Annotated in this window: 11 protein-coding genes; all 11 read left to right on the forward strand. The window is 28.2% G+C overall.

Annotated elements, in window-relative coordinates; translation table 11 throughout:
- Positions 1–38 precede the first annotated feature (38 nt).
- The 11 genes from VK164_RS02490 (at position 39) to VK164_RS02540 (ending at position 18,156) form a co-directional block, all read left to right on the forward strand.
- Complete coding sequence (locus VK164_RS02490) at positions 39–272, forward strand: helix-turn-helix domain-containing protein (protein WP_324207830.1); 234 nt, start codon at positions 39–41, stop codon at positions 270–272.
- A gap of 97 nt (positions 273–369) precedes the next feature.
- Entirely contained in the window at positions 370–786 is a 417-nt protein-coding gene (locus VK164_RS02495; RefSeq protein WP_324207831.1) for a helix-turn-helix domain-containing protein, read from the forward strand.
- Positions 783–1,490 carry a hypothetical protein gene (locus VK164_RS02500; RefSeq protein WP_324207832.1) on the forward strand — a complete coding sequence of 236 codons (708 nt, stop codon included), beginning with the start codon at positions 783–785 and terminating at the stop codon, positions 1,488–1,490. The genes VK164_RS02495 and VK164_RS02500 overlap by 4 nt, the downstream gene beginning before the upstream one ends.
- A gap of 49 nt (positions 1,491–1,539) precedes the next feature.
- A complete protein-coding gene (locus tag VK164_RS02505; RefSeq protein WP_324207833.1) occupies positions 1,540–1,836 on the forward strand; it encodes a plasmid mobilization protein in 297 nt (98 codons plus the stop codon).
- Positions 1,837–1,840: 4 nt separating this feature from the next.
- The gene (locus tag VK164_RS02510; RefSeq protein ID WP_324207834.1) at positions 1,841–2,635 is read left to right on the forward strand and encodes a relaxase/mobilization nuclease domain-containing protein; all 795 of its coding nucleotides are present in this window, start codon (positions 1,841–1,843) and stop codon (positions 2,633–2,635) included.
- Positions 2,625–3,065, forward strand: coding sequence for a hypothetical protein (locus VK164_RS02515; RefSeq protein WP_324207835.1), 441 nt, complete (start codon positions 2,625–2,627; stop codon positions 3,063–3,065). Before VK164_RS02510 ends, VK164_RS02515 begins: the two co-directional genes overlap by 11 nt.
- Positions 3,066–3,067: 2 nt before the next feature.
- Positions 3,068–3,436, forward strand: coding sequence for a hypothetical protein (locus VK164_RS02520; protein WP_324207836.1), 369 nt, complete (start codon positions 3,068–3,070; stop codon positions 3,434–3,436).
- A 60-nt stretch (positions 3,437–3,496) separates the two neighbouring features.
- The gene (locus VK164_RS02525; protein ID WP_324207837.1) at positions 3,497–4,045 is read left to right on the forward strand and encodes a hypothetical protein; all 549 of its coding nucleotides are present in this window, start codon (positions 3,497–3,499) and stop codon (positions 4,043–4,045) included.
- Positions 4,046–4,316: 271 nt separating this feature from the next.
- On the forward strand, positions 4,317–4,973 hold the full coding sequence (locus VK164_RS02530; RefSeq protein ID WP_324207838.1) for a hypothetical protein: 657 nt from the start codon (positions 4,317–4,319) through the stop codon (positions 4,971–4,973).
- A gap of 143 nt (positions 4,974–5,116) precedes the next feature.
- A complete protein-coding gene (locus VK164_RS02535) occupies positions 5,117–6,547 on the forward strand; it encodes a T9SS type A sorting domain-containing protein (protein WP_324207839.1) in 1,431 nt (476 codons plus the stop codon).
- Positions 6,547–18,156, forward strand: a complete 11,610-nt coding sequence (locus tag VK164_RS02540; protein ID WP_324207840.1) for a SpvB/TcaC N-terminal domain-containing protein — start codon at positions 6,547–6,549, stop codon at positions 18,154–18,156. The genes VK164_RS02535 and VK164_RS02540 overlap by 1 nt, the downstream gene beginning before the upstream one ends.

Raw genomic sequence — 18,156 nt, forward strand, 5'->3', positions numbered from 1 at the left:
TTAGTTTTGCCAATGTTAACCAAATAAAATAAGTTAAAATGGCATTACAGAAAAAACACACCGAAAGTGATTCTAAAATTATCATTCCAGAATCGGATGACAGGTTAAATCAAAGACAAGTTGCAGAACTTTTTGGTAGAACTGAACAAACAATAATTGCTTGGAAAAAGCAAGGTAAAATTCCATATTTCCAACTAGGGAGATTTCCAATATTTAGTAAATCTCAATTGACAAACCTAGCTTTAAAAAACCCCCATTTAATCAATGACTAAAGATCTAATTAGAACTATTGTTCTACTTAGGTCTTTTTTTGTTGCATCTATCCCATAAGTGTAAATGTAGTGAAATTAATTAAAAACAATTCAAATTATGAGCGTAAAACCTTCTTATTATTCTTATTTGACATCAGCCGTTAGGTATGATAAAAGATTAAAACCTAGCGCAAAATTGCTTTATAGTGAAATTACAGCATTGTCCTCTCAATATGGATTTTGTTGGGCCACAAATAGATATTTTGCAGATTTATATGAAGTAAGAACTGAAACAGTCAGTTTATGGATTAATTCATTGGTAAAACTTGGATACATTGAATCAAAAATTATCTATAAAGAAGGTACTAAACAAATTCTAAATAGGTATTTAGAGATTAAAGGTATCGGTATTGTTAAAGATATAAATATATCTATTGATGTTTTTCTAAAAGATAATAAGAAAATTATTAATAGTAAATCTAATATTTTCTTTAAAGAAAAAAGTAATAATTCACGTGAAAAATTTATAGAATGAGAACAAAACTTGCATCTATGGAAATAGTACTCAATCATTTTTTGTTGAGTATAAAAGAAAGAAAAAAAGTTGCGGACAAAAAAGAAAGAAAAATTATGAGTACTGACGAAATGAAAAGACTTTACATTAAAGTAGCTAAAGAATATTATAACAGAGAAAATCGTGATTTTACAATTGATGAAAACAATCAAAATTATCTGAATTTGTTATGTAAATATTTTTCTAGAGATATTGAATTTGAAACTATACATCGTGGTGAACTAAGAAAGGGATTACTAATAATTGGTAATCCAGGAACTGGAAAATCATCCAGTTTGAAAATTATTCAAATGATATCAAAAAATTATGGATTACAAAGCCTTTGGTTCCCTATTGTAGAATCAAAAAAGGTGGTTGAAAAATTTAATGTAGAGAAAAATAAGGATTCAATAATTGAAAATTATTCTATTGGTAATTTTTGTTTTGATGATTTAGGAAGTGAAAACGAAGCGAATAATATTCATGTATGGGGTTCTAAAGAGGATATTTTTATAAGAATTTTAGAAAACCGATATGATGAGTTTATTGCTAAAAACACAAAAACCTTTATTACTACAAATTTATCATTACTACAAATTGAGAAACGATATGGATCGAGAGTTAGAGATAGATTTGTTTCTATGTTTAATCTTATAGAGCTTAATGGTACAAGTAGAAGGTTTTAATAACTTTTTCAATTCCAATTTTAACTTAAGGGAATAAAGAGAGATAAATATGAAACATTACATAATAAAATTTCGTGTATCAAAATTAGAGCAAGCTGTAATTAAAAAGAAAGCAAAAGATTCTGGAATAGCTGTTTCGGAATTATTGAGAAGACTTGCTTTAGGGTATAAATTGACCTCTAAATTGAGTCCTGAAGAAATTGAAGTATACAAAACATTAACCAATTTTTCTACAAATTTTACAAGAATTAGTAATCTATTTAAGCTTGGAGATGTAGATGGATTAAAAAAAGAAACATTAGAAACCTCAAGAATTATTAGAGAACATTTAATGAAGCTAAAATAGATATATGATTGGTATGGCTAAAGCATGTTCTGGTGGTGGTTCTTTATTGAATTACATTATGAATGATAGGAAAGGTTACGAGTTGTTCAGAAACAATCTCTGTGGCTTAAATCCAAAAGAAATAATTGAAGAAATGAATATAATTCAGGATTTAAACCACAGAGCAAAAAATAAAACGTTAAGTCTGGTTCTATCTCCTTCAATTGATGATGGTCATAAGTTATCTAATTCAGATCTTAAGGAAATTACAGTCGAATTTATGAAAGAGCTTGGTATTGATACTGATAATCACCAGATCCTTGCATTTGTCCATACCGAAAAACTTCACAAACATGTGCACATCTATTGCGGGCGTTTGAATATGGAAACAGGAAAAATGGTTAATGATCACTTTATTGGTAAGAAGGCACAATGGACAGCTCATCGTATTGCTTCGCGACGAAATCTAATTTCGGCGAAACAAATCATGATTAATAAAATTAAAGCTAATCAAAATGAAGGTTTTACAATTCCAAAATCTACAAAAGATGAAATTTACAATAAGCATTTAAAAGCTATTGAAAGACAATATAATTCTTTGGAAGAATATTTTCTAGTGATGAAAACAATGGGTGTTGAAGTGCAACCTTCAGTTAATAAGCAAGGATTAATTCAAGGTTACAGATTTGTAAATGTGGCCACAAAAGAAAGCTTCAAAGCCTCTGAAGTTAATAGAAAAATTAACTTACAAGATATAGTTGGAAAACCTATGATAGAAACTAATCAAAAGCCAAAAATAAAGCTTAGACATGGCAGGTAAAAAACAACCTGGTTTGATTGATATGGTCTCAATCTTACTAGAAGAAATGGAGAAAAATAGAAAATCAACTAAAGATTTATTTACTGTTGCAGATACATTAAATTCAAAAATGGATAGTTTGAAAAATCACAATCCTAAATTGAATATTGATTCTCTAAAAGTTGAATTGGATAAATTTCAAAATCATACTAATGTAAACAAAAACGAAATGATTAAACTAGTTTACAATCATATTGAATTACTAAAAAAGCACCGATTAGAAATATCACAAATTAAACCGCCAAATGAATTAAGTTGGTACCTAGATATAAAAGTATGGTTGATAATATTTTTAAGCTTTTATTCAATTTACATAAGTTATCTATTATATCAGTCAAACTCAAATTTAACTACGTTAATTGAACTGAGAACAACATTAAATAATAAATAACCATGGCAGATTTATTAAAGTTAAAAAGGGAATTAGAGGCGATTAGTAAGATATTAAGTCAAAGTTTAGATAACATCAATTTTGAAATTGAAAATAAATATAAGGAATTGTGTTTTTATTCAAAATATGTCAAAGTTCAATTTGTATACCTATTATCTATACTTTACACAACTCTATTATTAACCATTCTTTATTTTTTGATGAATTGGCACCATAGCCAAGTAAATCAATTAAATGCAACATCTGTTAAGTTTCAAAAAATCAGTTATGATAAAGGTTATAATGACTGTACTAATAAATACAAACAATTTTTTCTTGACAATCCAGCGGCTATGCATGATTTTGAAATTTGGGTAGATAATTTAGAATAATTATTTTTTTTGGAAGAAAATATTTGTTAAATTTAGTGTTGTATTTTTTAATGTATTATTATGGAAAATTTTAGATTTTATTGGGATGAGTATGTGGCTAATAGAGAAAAACATGAGGATTATTACAACGTTATGGAGAATTACTCCGATACTCCAATTTTAAATGAAATAATACGCTACTTGGATGAGAAATTCCCCAATTGGAATACAAATTCAGGAATTGGATTTTATGCAGCTGAATTTGTTTCTGATATTATAGATGAATTTGAGTCTTATGTGAATTATGATGATTCTGAAGAAGAGGAAAATGAAGATTGTGAAGCAAATGAAGAAGAGTTTACACAAAAGGAATTAGAATTCTTACATCAAACTATTTCTTCCTATTATAAGACTACATTGGAAAACTTTGAACACAGATTTAATATGTATTCAATTGATGAATTTGAAGCTTATTTAGAGAGTCTAATTGAAAATGAAGTTGATGATGATAAAATAGCAGAACTTGAAGATTTATCTCAAGAAGCTTATGATAAAATGTATGATGACTTCAAAAATAAATTAAAAGAAAAGATTGTTTATGATTTCAAAAGTGAGATAATATTTGATTAGAATTAAAAATCGAATAAATCCTTTAACGGTCTAACTTATCGAGATGTGCCTTTGTGTCCACAAATTTCTACGAATTTGCGCACACAAAGGCAATCTCGTTTTTGCTCCCGAAGGTCGCAAAAAGGGTTTTAGATTATTTACGAAGTTCAAATGTTATTATTTCATATGTTTAAAATCAAAATCGAAGGAATTTTATTAAAACTTAAATAAATATTACTATTATTGTTAAACACTAAAAATGCAATAGTATTAACTTATAAATTTTTTGATTTTGAATATTTTTATAGCAGACGATCATCAAATGACTATTGATGGTTATAAGATGATACTTTCATTTTCAAATGTATTAGGGGATAATGTTAATTTTATTGAGGCAAATTCATGTGAAGAAGCTTATTTAAAAATTAATAGCACAAGAGAAATAAATGCATATATTGATTTAGCTATTATTGATTATTCAATGCCGATTTATCGACAAGAAAATATTTTAAACGGTGCAGATGTTTGTAAATATTTGAAGACAAACTTTCCAAATAGTAAAACAATAATATTAACATCCATTATTGAAAATGTCACATTATTTGACATTGTTCAAAATGTATCTCCTAATGGAATTGCAACAAAAATGGATGTAAACGGAGATATCTTTTTAGAAATTATTGAAATTGTTTTATCAGGAAAGAAATTCAGAAGTAGATTTGTTGTTGAACAATTAGAAGAAATTTGGGGAAATGAAGTTTTCATAAATGAAAAAAATAGATTAATTATTCACTTTTTATCTCGTGGTTATAGAATTAGTGAAATTGCAGATAAGTTGTCAGTATCAGAAATCACAATTAAAAAAAGAATCTCAAAAATAAGACAGTCATTAAATCTTAATGAGGATGAAAATATTCTAAAAGAAGCCAAATCTCGAGGCTATATTTAAATTTTAACAATAGTTATACCTCTGGTATACATTTGGTTAAATATTGAAATTTTCTTTTTTTCTCAAATAAAATAATTGATTTTAGCTTAAATTTTAACACAGTTTTAGTAATAATATGTGTTAAGGAAAATCAGTTTAATATTATGAAAAAAACAATTTTAATTCTTTTGTTACTTATCAGTTGTGGTTTTTTAAATGATTTATTTTCCCAAAATTTAAATTTACTATCTGATAAAGTTTTTTGGATAAAATCCGAAAAAGCAGTTTTTGTCGATTCAATTCAAAACCAAGATTATTTAAATTTTAATGAGTCAATTAATTTTTCAAATAAGAACATTTTAAAAAAGCAAAAGAATATATTTTCAGATAAAGGCTCTTTATTTATTGTTTTTAGAAGTAAATCTAAAAATGAAACAGAGATTTTGACTCTAAAAAATAGAGATTTTAATGTAAATATTTTCAACAAGAAAATAGTTTCTGATAAAGAGTCATTAATTGATGAATATAAAGCATCAACTGGAGTAATTGTTAATTTTATTTACAATAAAAATTTATCTAATAAAAGAAAGGGACACTTGATTTTAAATGAAATACTATTTGATAAATCAAATAAACAATTACAAATTTTTGAAATCATTTTTATATCTGAAAATATTAGTAATAAAGAGAAAAGTATTATAGAGTCTTATTTGTCTATAAAATATGGTGTTTCTTTAGAGCATAACAAGAATTATTTAATTTCAAATGGAGATACTATTTGGAATGCAAAAAAAGATATTGACTTTATTAATAGAATAACCGCAATTGGGAACGATTCAATTTTGGGTTTAAAACAAATTAGATCTAAAAATTCATTAGATGACGGTTTGTCCATTAATGTTTTATCAAATGATAAAGATAATATGACAAATGTATTCACTGATAAAAGTTTTATTATTTGGGGTGATAACAATAAAAAATTTAGTTTAAAAAAAGATAATTTAAGCAACAAAAAAATACTTGAAAGAGTTTGGAGGTTGAAAACATTTTCTAGTGAGAGTTCACAATTTTTAGCCAAAATAGTTTTTGATAGAAAACTTATAAATCTTCAAGACGATTCAAATGATAAGCAGGATTTTATTTGGCTTGCAATAGATTCAACTGGAACAAATAAAATTGATTTCAAAACCGCAAAATATTACAAAGCAGTAGTTGATGAAAAAGATCAAATTGTTTTTGATGCAATTAAATTAAATCCGAATTCGCAGTATTTATTTTCTTTGGTCAAAGGAAAAGATACTGATATCACTGAGATTAATCAAGAATCAAAAGTTGATAATGTTAATGCTGAAGGATTTAGAATTTACCCAAATCCAATTTATAAGGGTCAATTATTTTCAATTGATTTTAATCTCTTTGAACAATCTGAAGTAATTACTTCTATTTATGATATTAATGGAAAGTTAATTAAAAGTAAGAATCTAGGAATTATAAAATCTTACATGCATCAAGAAACAATCTATACCTCGGGAACTTTTTTAATTCAAGTATCAATAAACGGGAAGATTCAATCAACAAAGTTAATAGTTAGATAATGTCAATATTAAGAAATTTAGCAATGGAAGATAATAAAACAACACTAGGTTTAAATCAGAAAATAGTTAATGTATTTCATAAGTTAATGCTTATCGTAATCCTACATAGTTCTTTTGTAGCACCATCACAAAATCTTATAATTGATTATTTAAACAATCCTGAACCTCATGTTTATATTGGTTCAATTTATAATAATGATGACAGTCAAAAAGTTTCTACTGAGAAAAAAAATTATTCAAGCAAGTTTTTAGATAATAAAAAAGCATCTACTATTATAAATTATAAAAAGAGTTCAGTTATTAATTCACTATCAAACTTTCAAATAGAATCTGATATTGAATTAGGAATTATAGGTGCTTCCAACCAAAACCCGTTGGATGATGTAACAGATAATTTATTTAAGTTTAACATCAAAGAATTACCAAATAAGGATGTAAAAGTTTTTTTAAAGTATGAATTATTTGGTGTTCAAGATTTGAATGCTGTTACAAGAAGTATCAATGATAGACCAGCAACAGGTGGGTATTTAGTTAAAATACAGAATAATTGGACTACACAAAAAGAGGAATTAAATATAGATTGGTTAAAATCTGGAGAAAATAAAATTATTTTTACTACTCCAAGAAATGCAAATTATCAATATCAAATAAGAAATGTTAAACTAGAATTTGAATTAGATTCAAATATTAATTCCTCTATAGTAGTTAACTCATCTAGTCTAAATTATGCTAAGGATAATAAGATTTATATAAAAGGTTTTTTAAGAAATTACAGTTCAGATGTTAAGGTTCTTGTTGAGCAGTCAGGTTTAAATTTTTTAAATGGAGAATTTGAAGGATTTGTTAATCTTACGGATGAAATTAAGCAAAGAAACTTTATTATAATAAATGCTTTTGATAGTAAAGGTCATCTAGGACAACAGATAATCAGTTTGGATAATATTTTAGATGCTGATAAAGTTTTTGAAATAGAGAAGATACTTGAGTCTAAAACTTTCAAAGTTAGAACACGAACAATAGAAAAACTTGAAGTTGATGGTGCAAGGTTATTAATTAATGATAGTGTTTTAATACAAGATAAAGAAATATCTATCAGTAAATTAAGGAGTGTAGATATTGCTCCAATGGCTTCAGGTATGATTAACGTAACTAAAGGAGGTGCTGCATATCGTTTTTTACCAGATGGAACTAAGTTTGAAAATCCAGTTCAAATTGAGTTAGAATACGATGAAAAATTGATACCTAGAGGACATTCAATTAATGATATTAAAACATTTTATTTCAATACTAATTTAAAAAAATGGATTGCTATTGATAGAGATACTATTGATGTTAAAAAAATGTCAATTTTATCATTTACAGATCACTTTACTGATTATGTAAATGGTATAATTCAAACACCAGAGAGCCCAGAAACAGCAGGGTTTACTCCAACAATGATGTCTGACATAAAAGCTGTCGATCCATCTTCTGAAATGACTTTGATTAGTCCTCCCGATGTTTCACAAAAAGGTGATGCAAATGTAAGTTATCCAATTAAAATTCCATCAGGAAGGAATGGTTTACAGCCTCAATTATCTTTGCAATATAATAGTGAAGGAGGAAATGGTTGGTTGGGGCAAGGTTGGAGTATAAACGCTCCTGCAATAATGATAGATACTAAATGGGGCGTTCCAAAAATTAACAATGATTTTGAAACAGAGATTTACAGTCTTTCTGGGGAACAGTTAATGTATCCTAAAATTGTTAACACTCAAAGCCAACATGTAGATTGGATGCCTAACCGTCATTATGATGAAGGTAATGATGGTTCAGGAAATCCAATTTATAATACTGCTCAAAGAGCCAAAATTAACGAAAGTGAGGCTTTTTTTACTTTTAGAAAACAAAATAGTTTTAGTAAAGTTCAAAGATTAGGAAATTTACCAAATGAATATAGATGGAAAGTAACCAATACTGATGGTACTATTAACTGGTTTGGTGGTGATGAAAATGGAATTATTGAAAATTCAATTATTAGAAATTCGGAAAATAATATCGTTCATTGGGGTATTTATAAAACTCAAGACATTCATGGGAATAATATTATTTATAAATACGAAAATCAAATTGTAAATACTTTTTCAGGAGTAAATTCTAATCTTAACAGCGGAAGAGTTTTTATCATTCAGGATATTTTTTATACAGGTTATACAAATACTTTAGGAAAATATAATGTTAAGTTTATAACTGATAAGATTAATTTAAGACCAAATCAAGAAATTGATGCGAGGCTAGGAATAAAAAGAATAGATCCTTATTTGTTAAAGAAAATACAGATACTTAATGATAATATTAAGTTTAGAGAATATGAATTCACTTATTCTATTGGTAGATTTGGAAAAAGTTTACTAACTAAGGCGACTGAGTTTGACGGTAAAGGAAAAGAATTTTATCATCATGACTTTGAATATTATGATGATATTATTGATGAAAATGGAAATGAATCTTACTTTTCAAACGGAATTGAAGAAACAATATGTAATGATTTTACACCACCTATTTCATCGTGTTATACGATTTACGGCTTACCAAGTTCTCTTTTTATAACTCCAATGAATGTTTATATTAACAATCAGTTAGTACCTGGTGGTCCATTTAACAATGATATTGATTTTGCAAATGCAATAGCTGTAAGTTTTCCAAGTCTTTATTGTGGATTTTATTTAGGTGAATTAAATTATTTAGGAGCTTTTCAATCTACAATGGCATTTAATACAGTATCTTTTGTTGATTTATCGGGTAATCCGATGAATTATAATTTCAATAGTGATCCAGCAGGATGTAATACAAAATTATCATCTTCTAAAAAAGAGAAGAACATTTTTAATGATAGTAATTTTCCACTTTTGAATAGTAATTATACCATAAATTATTCAGGAAGTTTTCAAAACGGAGACCCTAATTGTCCTGATTTTATAAATGATGATTTTTTAATTAATGGTAATATTCCCTCTTTTAATAGCACAGGAGCTGTTTTAGGTTCATCTACTTCAAATAACTATAATATTGGTGGTCATTTAGGATTTGGTGTTGATTTTTCTTGGGATCCAACCACAAAAAACATAACAATTGGAGGAGCATATAATCATAGTTGGGATGAAAGTCAGTCTTTAACTTCTTTAATTGATATAAATGGAGATGGTTTAGATGATCTAGTTTTTAAGGCTATAGATGGAAAGATGTATTGGAAAAAGCATTTATTAACTAGAACAACAAATACATCGGGACAAGAAATTATTAACCATTCTTTTGGTGTTTATGCACCAATAACAAGTGTTAATAGTTATGTTAATGATTTTTATAAATCTTATGGACAATCGTCGAGTTGGAATCTCCAAGCAAATTTTGGTTTTTCAGGAGGAAGTGGTTTTGCTGGATGGGATACCTCTAAAAATAAATCGAAAACGAAAGTTTATTTCACAGATGTTAATGCTGATGGCTTAATTGATATTGTAAAAAATGGTACGACTTTTTTTAATAGAATTGATACTTCTGGTAACCCATATTTTGAACCTGAAAGTAAACTAACTGAAAACATGTTGATACAAGCATCTCCAGTAAGTGTTACAATTCCAAATCCTGATATAGAAATTGATGTGCCAAGTTATGATGTTGTAAAAGTTTGGGAAGCTCCAATTGATGGGGAAATCACTATATATAACAACATAACTAATAATGATCCATCAAAAGAAGCTATTGTTACTATTGAAATAGAAAAAGACAAAACAGTATATTGTGGAGATTCTGTAAATTCAGGAGGTGGAGCTGGATATCAGGTTTTTACTGTTGATTTTGGAACTGGTGTAGGAAATGCAGGTATAAATTACAATGCTCAATCTGTGCCGGACAAGTTTGATATTATTTGGAATGGTCAAACATTTTCTTCTGGTTATAGAGGGTCAAATACTTATAATAATGCATTATTAAATGCGGGTGTTCCATTAAGTGAAATTCAAACCGCATCTCCATCAAATGGTGTAGGGCAATTGATTTTTAATAAAAGTTCTGCATATCCTACAACAGCTCAAATTATTGTAACTGCTCCATTAGGGGGAACTGCTTGGAGTTTTTCATCTTTTTGTGTGGGGTCTGGTAGAAGTTTTCAACCAGATTCAAATTTATATGAATCAAAGAATAATTTTTATACAGAAATTGATTTAGAACGAATTGAAAACAAGGATTTTAGTGTTGAAATTGATGGAGTCAATTTAAAGAATGATAAATTTTATAACAAGACAAGTATAAATGATTTTGTCACTGATTTTAAAGAAATTTTCCCATTTTCTGAAGTAAAGCTAACGGAAAACACTATTAATATTGAAATGATAAAATCTTACATGAAATTTGATTTTATAAAGTTCAAACAATCAGATGACTCTATTGTTTTTAAATTCGTTCAAGATAATAATGAAGAAAATGAAGTAAATAAATCAGTATCAGAAAATAGATTCAATAATAGTACATGTAGTTATGAGCCTGCAGAAATGTGTATGTTGTTTGGTGTAAAATTAAATAGTGCAACACCAAATGTAAATAATACTATTACAAATTTTAGTACTGCATGTAGTTCACAAGCTGGAATTTTAAAAGTTAAAAAAGGGGATAGAATTTATTTTAGAACACATTCTATTGATAATGGAAATCCAGCTGTATATTGGGATCCAAGAATAGAATATAATGATAATTTGATAAATTCTATTGTTGATCAAAATGGAATTAAACCATTTAATAGCAGTTATAGTGAAAGTTTTATATTGTCTCAGAAAGTTCCTATTGTATTCCCTGGTAATGGAAGTGCATCAATAACTTGGGATCCTTTTAATGTTAGTAACCCTACAGATGAATTGAGATATCAAATAGTTAGAAGAGATCAAAATGGTTCAGGCTATACAGATAATATTATTTTTTCTCAAGTTTGTAGTCCAAATGTGGTAACTTCTCTTCAACCAGTGGGGTTAAGTAATATTGTTGTGTCTGGAAATAATAATAATTCTAATACACAATTTTTCTTTAAAGTTTTTTCAACTTCAAATGTTAAGTGGGCTAACTACTTATGGAAACCTAAAATTATTTTAAACACTACTCAGCCTATTGTTGGTAATTCATCTAATGAAGGCAATGTAACAGTTGCGGAGACAAGATTTCCAATTGTAGATTATAGTGTTTATAAAAATTTCACTTGTGCAAACGGAGGTTACAATAGACTAAATGTTTCATCATTAAATAATGGAACAACTAGCCTAATTATTAGCCCTAATTTATTAAATGTAAGTTTTAATTCAACAGATAATGGAACTGTTTATTTTGTTGTAAAAAAGAATAACCAATATGTTGGTAGGAGAGTAATTCAGGTTACTAACGGTAATGCGGTTTTACAACCAGGGCTTATAAGTCTTGGAACAAATAGTGGAATTATTGAAGTAGGATTTTATACAGATGATAGTCAAAGATCATTAAATAATCCTTCTGATGTTTCTTTATTAAATAGATTATTAAATGTTTCTAATTTAATAAAAATCACAAGAAGTACTAGTTCGTTTTATTACTCTAGTGATACAGCCAATTTATTACAACGACCATTTGGTAATTTTGGACCAATGTATAGACAATGGGGGCAGTTTTTATACAATCCAGAGGTTGTCAATAATGCGATACATATTAGTTCTTTGAATGTTAATTTAATTAAAGAAGAATCATTAAATATAACTGATGCTCAGGCTACAGCATTACAAAATTCATTATTGAACAGTAGTAATCAAATTAATAGTAATTTACAATTATTACAAAATATTAATATAAACGACCCTAGCTCTGCATCAACTATTCAAAATACATTACAAACTATTCAAAATAATTCAGGAATGAATAATATTCCTTTCTTAATTGCTAATGCTTACAAAGAATCAGAGTATGGTGATGAAAAATGGATTGGACTTCATAAGGAAAATTATGCAAGTAGATGGCATACAAGGGCAGCAAAACTAAATCAATCTGTAGATTTTCAAGAAGATAATACAATTTATTCTGGAACATTCTTCACTGGGGCATATGGTATAGACAAGTACACAGTTGGAAACGGAAGTAGTGTTTCTGCTGGTGGTGGATTTGGTGGATTTGGTGCTTCTGGAACAACTTCGTTAGGAGGTGTTTCAAAATCATTATCTGATTTTATTGACTTGAATGGTGATAGATATCCTGATATTATAACTGAAAATCAGATACAGTATACAGTTAGAACAGGAGGGCTAATGTCTCCAATGGGTAGAGGGTCTAACAATGGTGAAATGTCAATTGATGAAAATGGAAATTGGGGATTTAGTGCATCAGGTACGTTTGGTAAATCAGGAAAACCAAATGCAGGAAGCGAGGGTGCTAAGCCTACTCCAAATGGAAAATTAAAAATTGGTAAACCAGGGACAAGTTCTTTTGGTGGAGGGAATAATTCAGTTGGTATTTCTGGAAGCTTTGGTCAAGGTAACACCTTTACGTCAAGATTATGGGCTGATTTTAATGGTGACGGATTGCCTGATATTTTGGCTAAAGATGCTTCTAATAATGTTTATGTTGTTTTAAATTATGGAAATAATAATTACGATTTAAGTAATAATTGGGGTAGTTTTTCATTATCTCAAAGTAAAAGTACAACATTTGGTGGTGGATTAGGATTTAATTATGCAAATGCGAGTATTGAAGCAGGTTTGTCACTTGGACGAACAGATTCAGATACTGAAACAACATTAATAGATTTAAATGGTGATGGATTATTAGATAAATTAACTTCAAATTCATCAAGTATAGCCACCGACATTAGTTTAGGTAATAAATTTGATAGTAGTATTTCAACTATGAGTCATAATTTTTCTTATCATAATAGTGCAACTACAACAACATCGGGCTTAAATATTACTGGTACATATTCGGTAATTTGGCCATTATATTTAATTTGGGTCGTAATTCCATTAAAAATACCAGATGTTAGTGTTACTGCATCAACTTCAAACTCTACTAATAGAACAAAGAAGACAATTACCGATTTTGATAGAGATGGATATCCTGATTTGTTAGAAGAAATATCTAGTACAAGAATTCGAGTTCATCATTCAAGGATTAAGAGAACAAATAAACTTAAATCGGTTATTAATCCTTTGAATGGTAAATTTACAATTGATTATAAAGTTCAAATGGTTGACTATGACAATCCAAATCCAAAATGGGCTATGACTCAAGTTATCATAGAGGATGGATATGATAAAGTTAATGATGGTTTTGATGTTTATAAAAAGAATTTTATATATGAAAAGGGTAGATATGATAGAAGAGAAAGGGAATTTTATGGTTATAAAACCGTAAAAGCGGAAGATTATATTTTTGATTCTTCTGGTAATGAAGTTATTTACAGAACAAATATTTCAAATTTTAATAATTTGAGTTATTTTTTAAATGGTTTAACAGAGGATAGTTACATTGTAAAAGGAAATGATTTAAACCAAAAGTTCTCTAAAACTATAAACTATTACGAAGTTTATGGTTTGAATAATAGTAATGATGAAATTAATTTGACGACTCCATTATCATCCAACTATGATATTGGTGGTTCCGAAGGAAGAAGATCAGCTTCAGTTTTATTAAAAAAGAGAGTTACAGAATTATATGAATTAAATGCGACACCGCAAATTATTTCAGAAGTTTTAATGAAATATGATTCAAAAGGAAGAATAATAGAATATTTTAATAAAGGTAATATAACTGATACTTCAGATGATTTTACTTCAAATATTGAATACCATTCTTCGATGTCTTCTTTAAATATTATAAATGTTCCTAAATCTCTAAGAGTTAGTACACCTTCTTTAGGATTAGTAAGAGAGAGAACAACTGAAGTTGATTCTAGTAATGGTAATATAGTCAAAGTTAATGCTAACAATAATGGAAGTTGGGCTGTTACTCAGATGGAATATGATCAGTTTGGGAATTTAATACATATAAGATATCCTGAAAATATAGCTGGGGAAGCAATGAATTATGATTATACTTACGATTCCGTTTATAATAAATATATAATCAAAATAAAAGATGCTTTTGGATATGTTTCATCATCTACTTACAACTCAAATTTTGATAAGCAAACTGAAGTGATTGATTTAACTAGTAATAAAATGATTTTTGCATATGATTCTTTTGGAAGAACTACACGTATTGTAGCGCCAAAAGAGATTCAAGCTGGATTAAAGTACACAATTAAGTTTGAATATTACCCTTTCTTATCTTTACTTCCCTCAGGTAGTGGAGTTACGACCTCAAATTTTGTTCCTGTCGCCGTTACTAGTCATTTTGATCAGCAGCACCCAACTAATGATATTCAAACGTATACATTTATTGATGGTATGGCTAGACCAATTCAGATTAAAAAGGACATTTATTATAATAATGGAACTGCGACATCTCCAAATTTTATTGAAGGATTGTCGATTTCAGGTAAGACAAAATTTGATGAATTAGGTAGAGTAATAGAAAAATATCATCCTTATTGGGAAAATTTGACTGTTAACACGAAATTTTTATTAAATGAAAACAATTCATCACATAAATCACAAGTTATTTATGACGAATTAGATAGGCCTTTGAAAAATACTGATCCAGATGGAAAAATTAGTTTTTTTGAATATTCAATTGATACAGATGATGATGGGGTTTTAGGAATAAAAACTAAAGTTGATGTAGATCAGAATGGTTCACAACACATTATTACTGAAACTTTTAAAGATATGTCAGGTAAAGTTTTTTCAACAAATAATATTGGCGGGGCTTCGGGTAATATTTGGACTAGATATAAATACAATGAGATTGGAGAATTATTGGAATATATTGATGATGAAGGAATTGCGACACAATATAAATATGATATGTTTGGAAGAAAAATTGAACTAATTCATCCAGATAGTGGAAAAACAAATTACAAGTATGATAATGTGAATTTAGTAGCTTTACAAACAGCAAATCTTGAAAATCAAAGTATTTTTATTAATTATGAATATGAAATTAACCGTTTAATCAAAATTAAGTATCCTGATTTACCATCTGGCGCATCTAATTTTGCCAATGTTACATATAAATATGGAGATACTGGTAATGAAACAGGAAAGCTAATTTATCAAGAAGATGCAACAGGATATCAAGAAATGTATTATGGTAACATGGGAGAGCTATCATCTAGTATTAGAATAGTTGTAGGGCCAAATATTCCTACGAGACAATTTAAAACAAGTTTTAGTTATGATAGTTGGAATCGTTTACAAAGTATGCAATATCCAGATGGTGAAAAAATTGCCTACAGCTATGATTTAGGTGGTAATATGACTAGAATTACAGGTGAATTAAATGGTAATGCTTACGATTATATAAAGAGAATAGATTATGATTATTTTGAGCAAAGATCTTATTTGTTATATGGCAATGGTACAGAAACATTTTATAATTATTCTTTATCATCAAGAAGATTAAATAATTTAAACGTTAAAACTTCTGATGGCTTGAGTTTGTTTGATAACAAATATGAATATGATAATGTTGGTAATGTTACCAGTTTGATTAATTCTGCAGGGGTAACGGCTAATTATATGGCTGGTAAATATTCTCATAAGTTTGATTATGATAATTTAAATAGATTGATAAATGCCGAAGGAAGCTTTGATGGAAGTAATAATCAGTTAGCTTTAGGAAATGATGTAAGTAGTAACTATACTTTGAGTATGGAGTATAATAGCACTCATGGTATTGCTAATAAAAAACAAGAGCACATAAGAAATGCCACAACATTTATTCCGAATACTTATGACAATACTTATAAGTATATTTCTAATACGCATAAAGTGGAAGCAATTTTAAATAATTCTACTGGAGATGTAGAATCCTTTAAATATGATTTAAATGGAAATATTACTGTTAGAAATGATAATAATTCTAATAGAGAGTTTTTTTGGGATGAAAGCAATCGATTAAGAGTAGTTTCTGATAATCATTCTATGCAACATTATATTTATGATGGTGGTGGGGAAAGAATATTAAAGGCTAATTCGAATATGGAAGCATTATACCAAAACGGAGAGTTAATAAATCCTCCTGGTACTGTAAGTATTAATGGTTATACAAGTTACCCTAGTGCATTTATTGTAATTACTGCTGATGGAGTATATAGTAAACACTATTATGCAGGTATGGAACGAATTGTAAGTCGTATTGGTGAAGATGATGCAAGTATTTTTGAAATTGGTTGCATGGGATGTAAACAAGAAATTTCCAAAAAATCCTTTGATGATAGTAAATTAAAGCAAGCGCAAATACAAGATTTGAATTTATTTGCAGAAAAAGCTAGAAAGGGAAAAGTATTATTAAAAGATTACAAGCCAATTTCGTTTGAAGAGCAAGAGAAAGCATTAGTTGCAGATGAGGAAAGTGATTTAGTAGAAAAAGCCCCGATGATAACACCAATTTATTATTATCATCCAGATCATTTAGGAACTTCTACAGCTTTGACGGATTTTAATGGTAATGCTTATCAATTTTTTCTAAATTTACCTTTTGGAGAAACCATGGCGCAACAGTTAGGAAGTAATTATTATAATACGCCGTTTAAATTTAATGGAAAAGAATTAGATGAGGAGACAGGTTTTTATTATTTTAGTTCAAGGTATTATGACCCTAAGATTAGTATTTGGTTAAGTGTCGACCCACTTGCTGAGACATATAATAAGAGAAATCCTTATGAATATTGTTTTAGTAATCCAATAAATCTAATTGATCCAACAGGTATGGGGCCAGAGGACCCTCCAACAAATAGTCAACAAGTGAACTCAGAAATAAGTAAAGCTAAAGCAGAACATCCAAATGCTCCAATTTATTTATTGGTACAATCTGATACAGGGGAGGGTAGAGATAGGGAAATGGCTCATAATGGAAGTAATTTAAGTTATGATTTGTATACGATTCAAGATCAATCAAACAATCCTAATACAGATTATTCAAATGGAAGTATTATTATATCAGTCAGACATGGTGATAATCTTATTACTGGCGGTGTAATTGAAACTAACCATATTGATGAAATTTATGCTTCCTTTAGCCTTGATTTTGTAGGAGCTGAAAATGTTGGTGGGGCTGATGAATTAACTAAAAGTTCGAAAAACAATTTGCCAGATATTGTGAATATATTAAATAATAATAACCAATCTGTTGTTGTTTCAAGTCATACATCTATCAAAACAGATCAACCAATTGATGCTCAATCAGCTCAAGCAAAAGGACTCATGAATGGTAAAGTTGGAGTATATAATGTAAGTGAATTTGGAAATAAAAGAATTGATACTGTAGTAAATTCTCTAATTAATGCAGGTGCAAATAGTAGTAATGTTTCTTCTGGCACTCCAAATTTTTATAGATCTGGAGATTCAAATGCTAGAAGTGGCACATTTATTGATTTTAGATTTAGTATACCTGTTTTAAAAAATGCTAATAAAATTAATCATTCAGGGACTATTAATTTGAATAAAGGTAAATTGCAAATTTTTTGA

Source organism: Flavobacterium sp., from assembly GCF_035299005.1.
In the GTDB taxonomy this organism is placed as follows: Bacteria; Bacteroidota; Bacteroidia; order Flavobacteriales; family Flavobacteriaceae; genus Flavobacterium.

Coding starts and splice junctions, on each gene's coding strand:
- VK164_RS02490 (WP_324207830.1), top strand. CDS start 39: ATGGCATTACAGAAAAAACACACCGAAAGTGATTCTAAAATTATCATT.
- VK164_RS02505 (WP_324207833.1), top strand. CDS start 1,540: ATGAAACATTACATAATAAAATTTCGTGTATCAAAATTAGAGCAAGCT.
- VK164_RS02540 (WP_324207840.1), top strand. CDS start 6,547: ATGTCAATATTAAGAAATTTAGCAATGGAAGATAATAAAACAACACTA.
- VK164_RS02495 (WP_324207831.1), top strand. CDS start 370: ATGAGCGTAAAACCTTCTTATTATTCTTATTTGACATCAGCCGTTAGG.
- VK164_RS02500 (WP_324207832.1), top strand. CDS start 783: ATGAGAACAAAACTTGCATCTATGGAAATAGTACTCAATCATTTTTTG.
- VK164_RS02535 (WP_324207839.1), top strand. CDS start 5,117: ATGAAAAAAACAATTTTAATTCTTTTGTTACTTATCAGTTGTGGTTTT.
- VK164_RS02525 (WP_324207837.1), top strand. CDS start 3,497: ATGGAAAATTTTAGATTTTATTGGGATGAGTATGTGGCTAATAGAGAA.
- VK164_RS02515 (WP_324207835.1), top strand. CDS start 2,625: ATGGCAGGTAAAAAACAACCTGGTTTGATTGATATGGTCTCAATCTTA.
- VK164_RS02510 (WP_324207834.1), top strand. CDS start 1,841: ATGATTGGTATGGCTAAAGCATGTTCTGGTGGTGGTTCTTTATTGAAT.
- VK164_RS02520 (WP_324207836.1), top strand. CDS start 3,068: ATGGCAGATTTATTAAAGTTAAAAAGGGAATTAGAGGCGATTAGTAAG.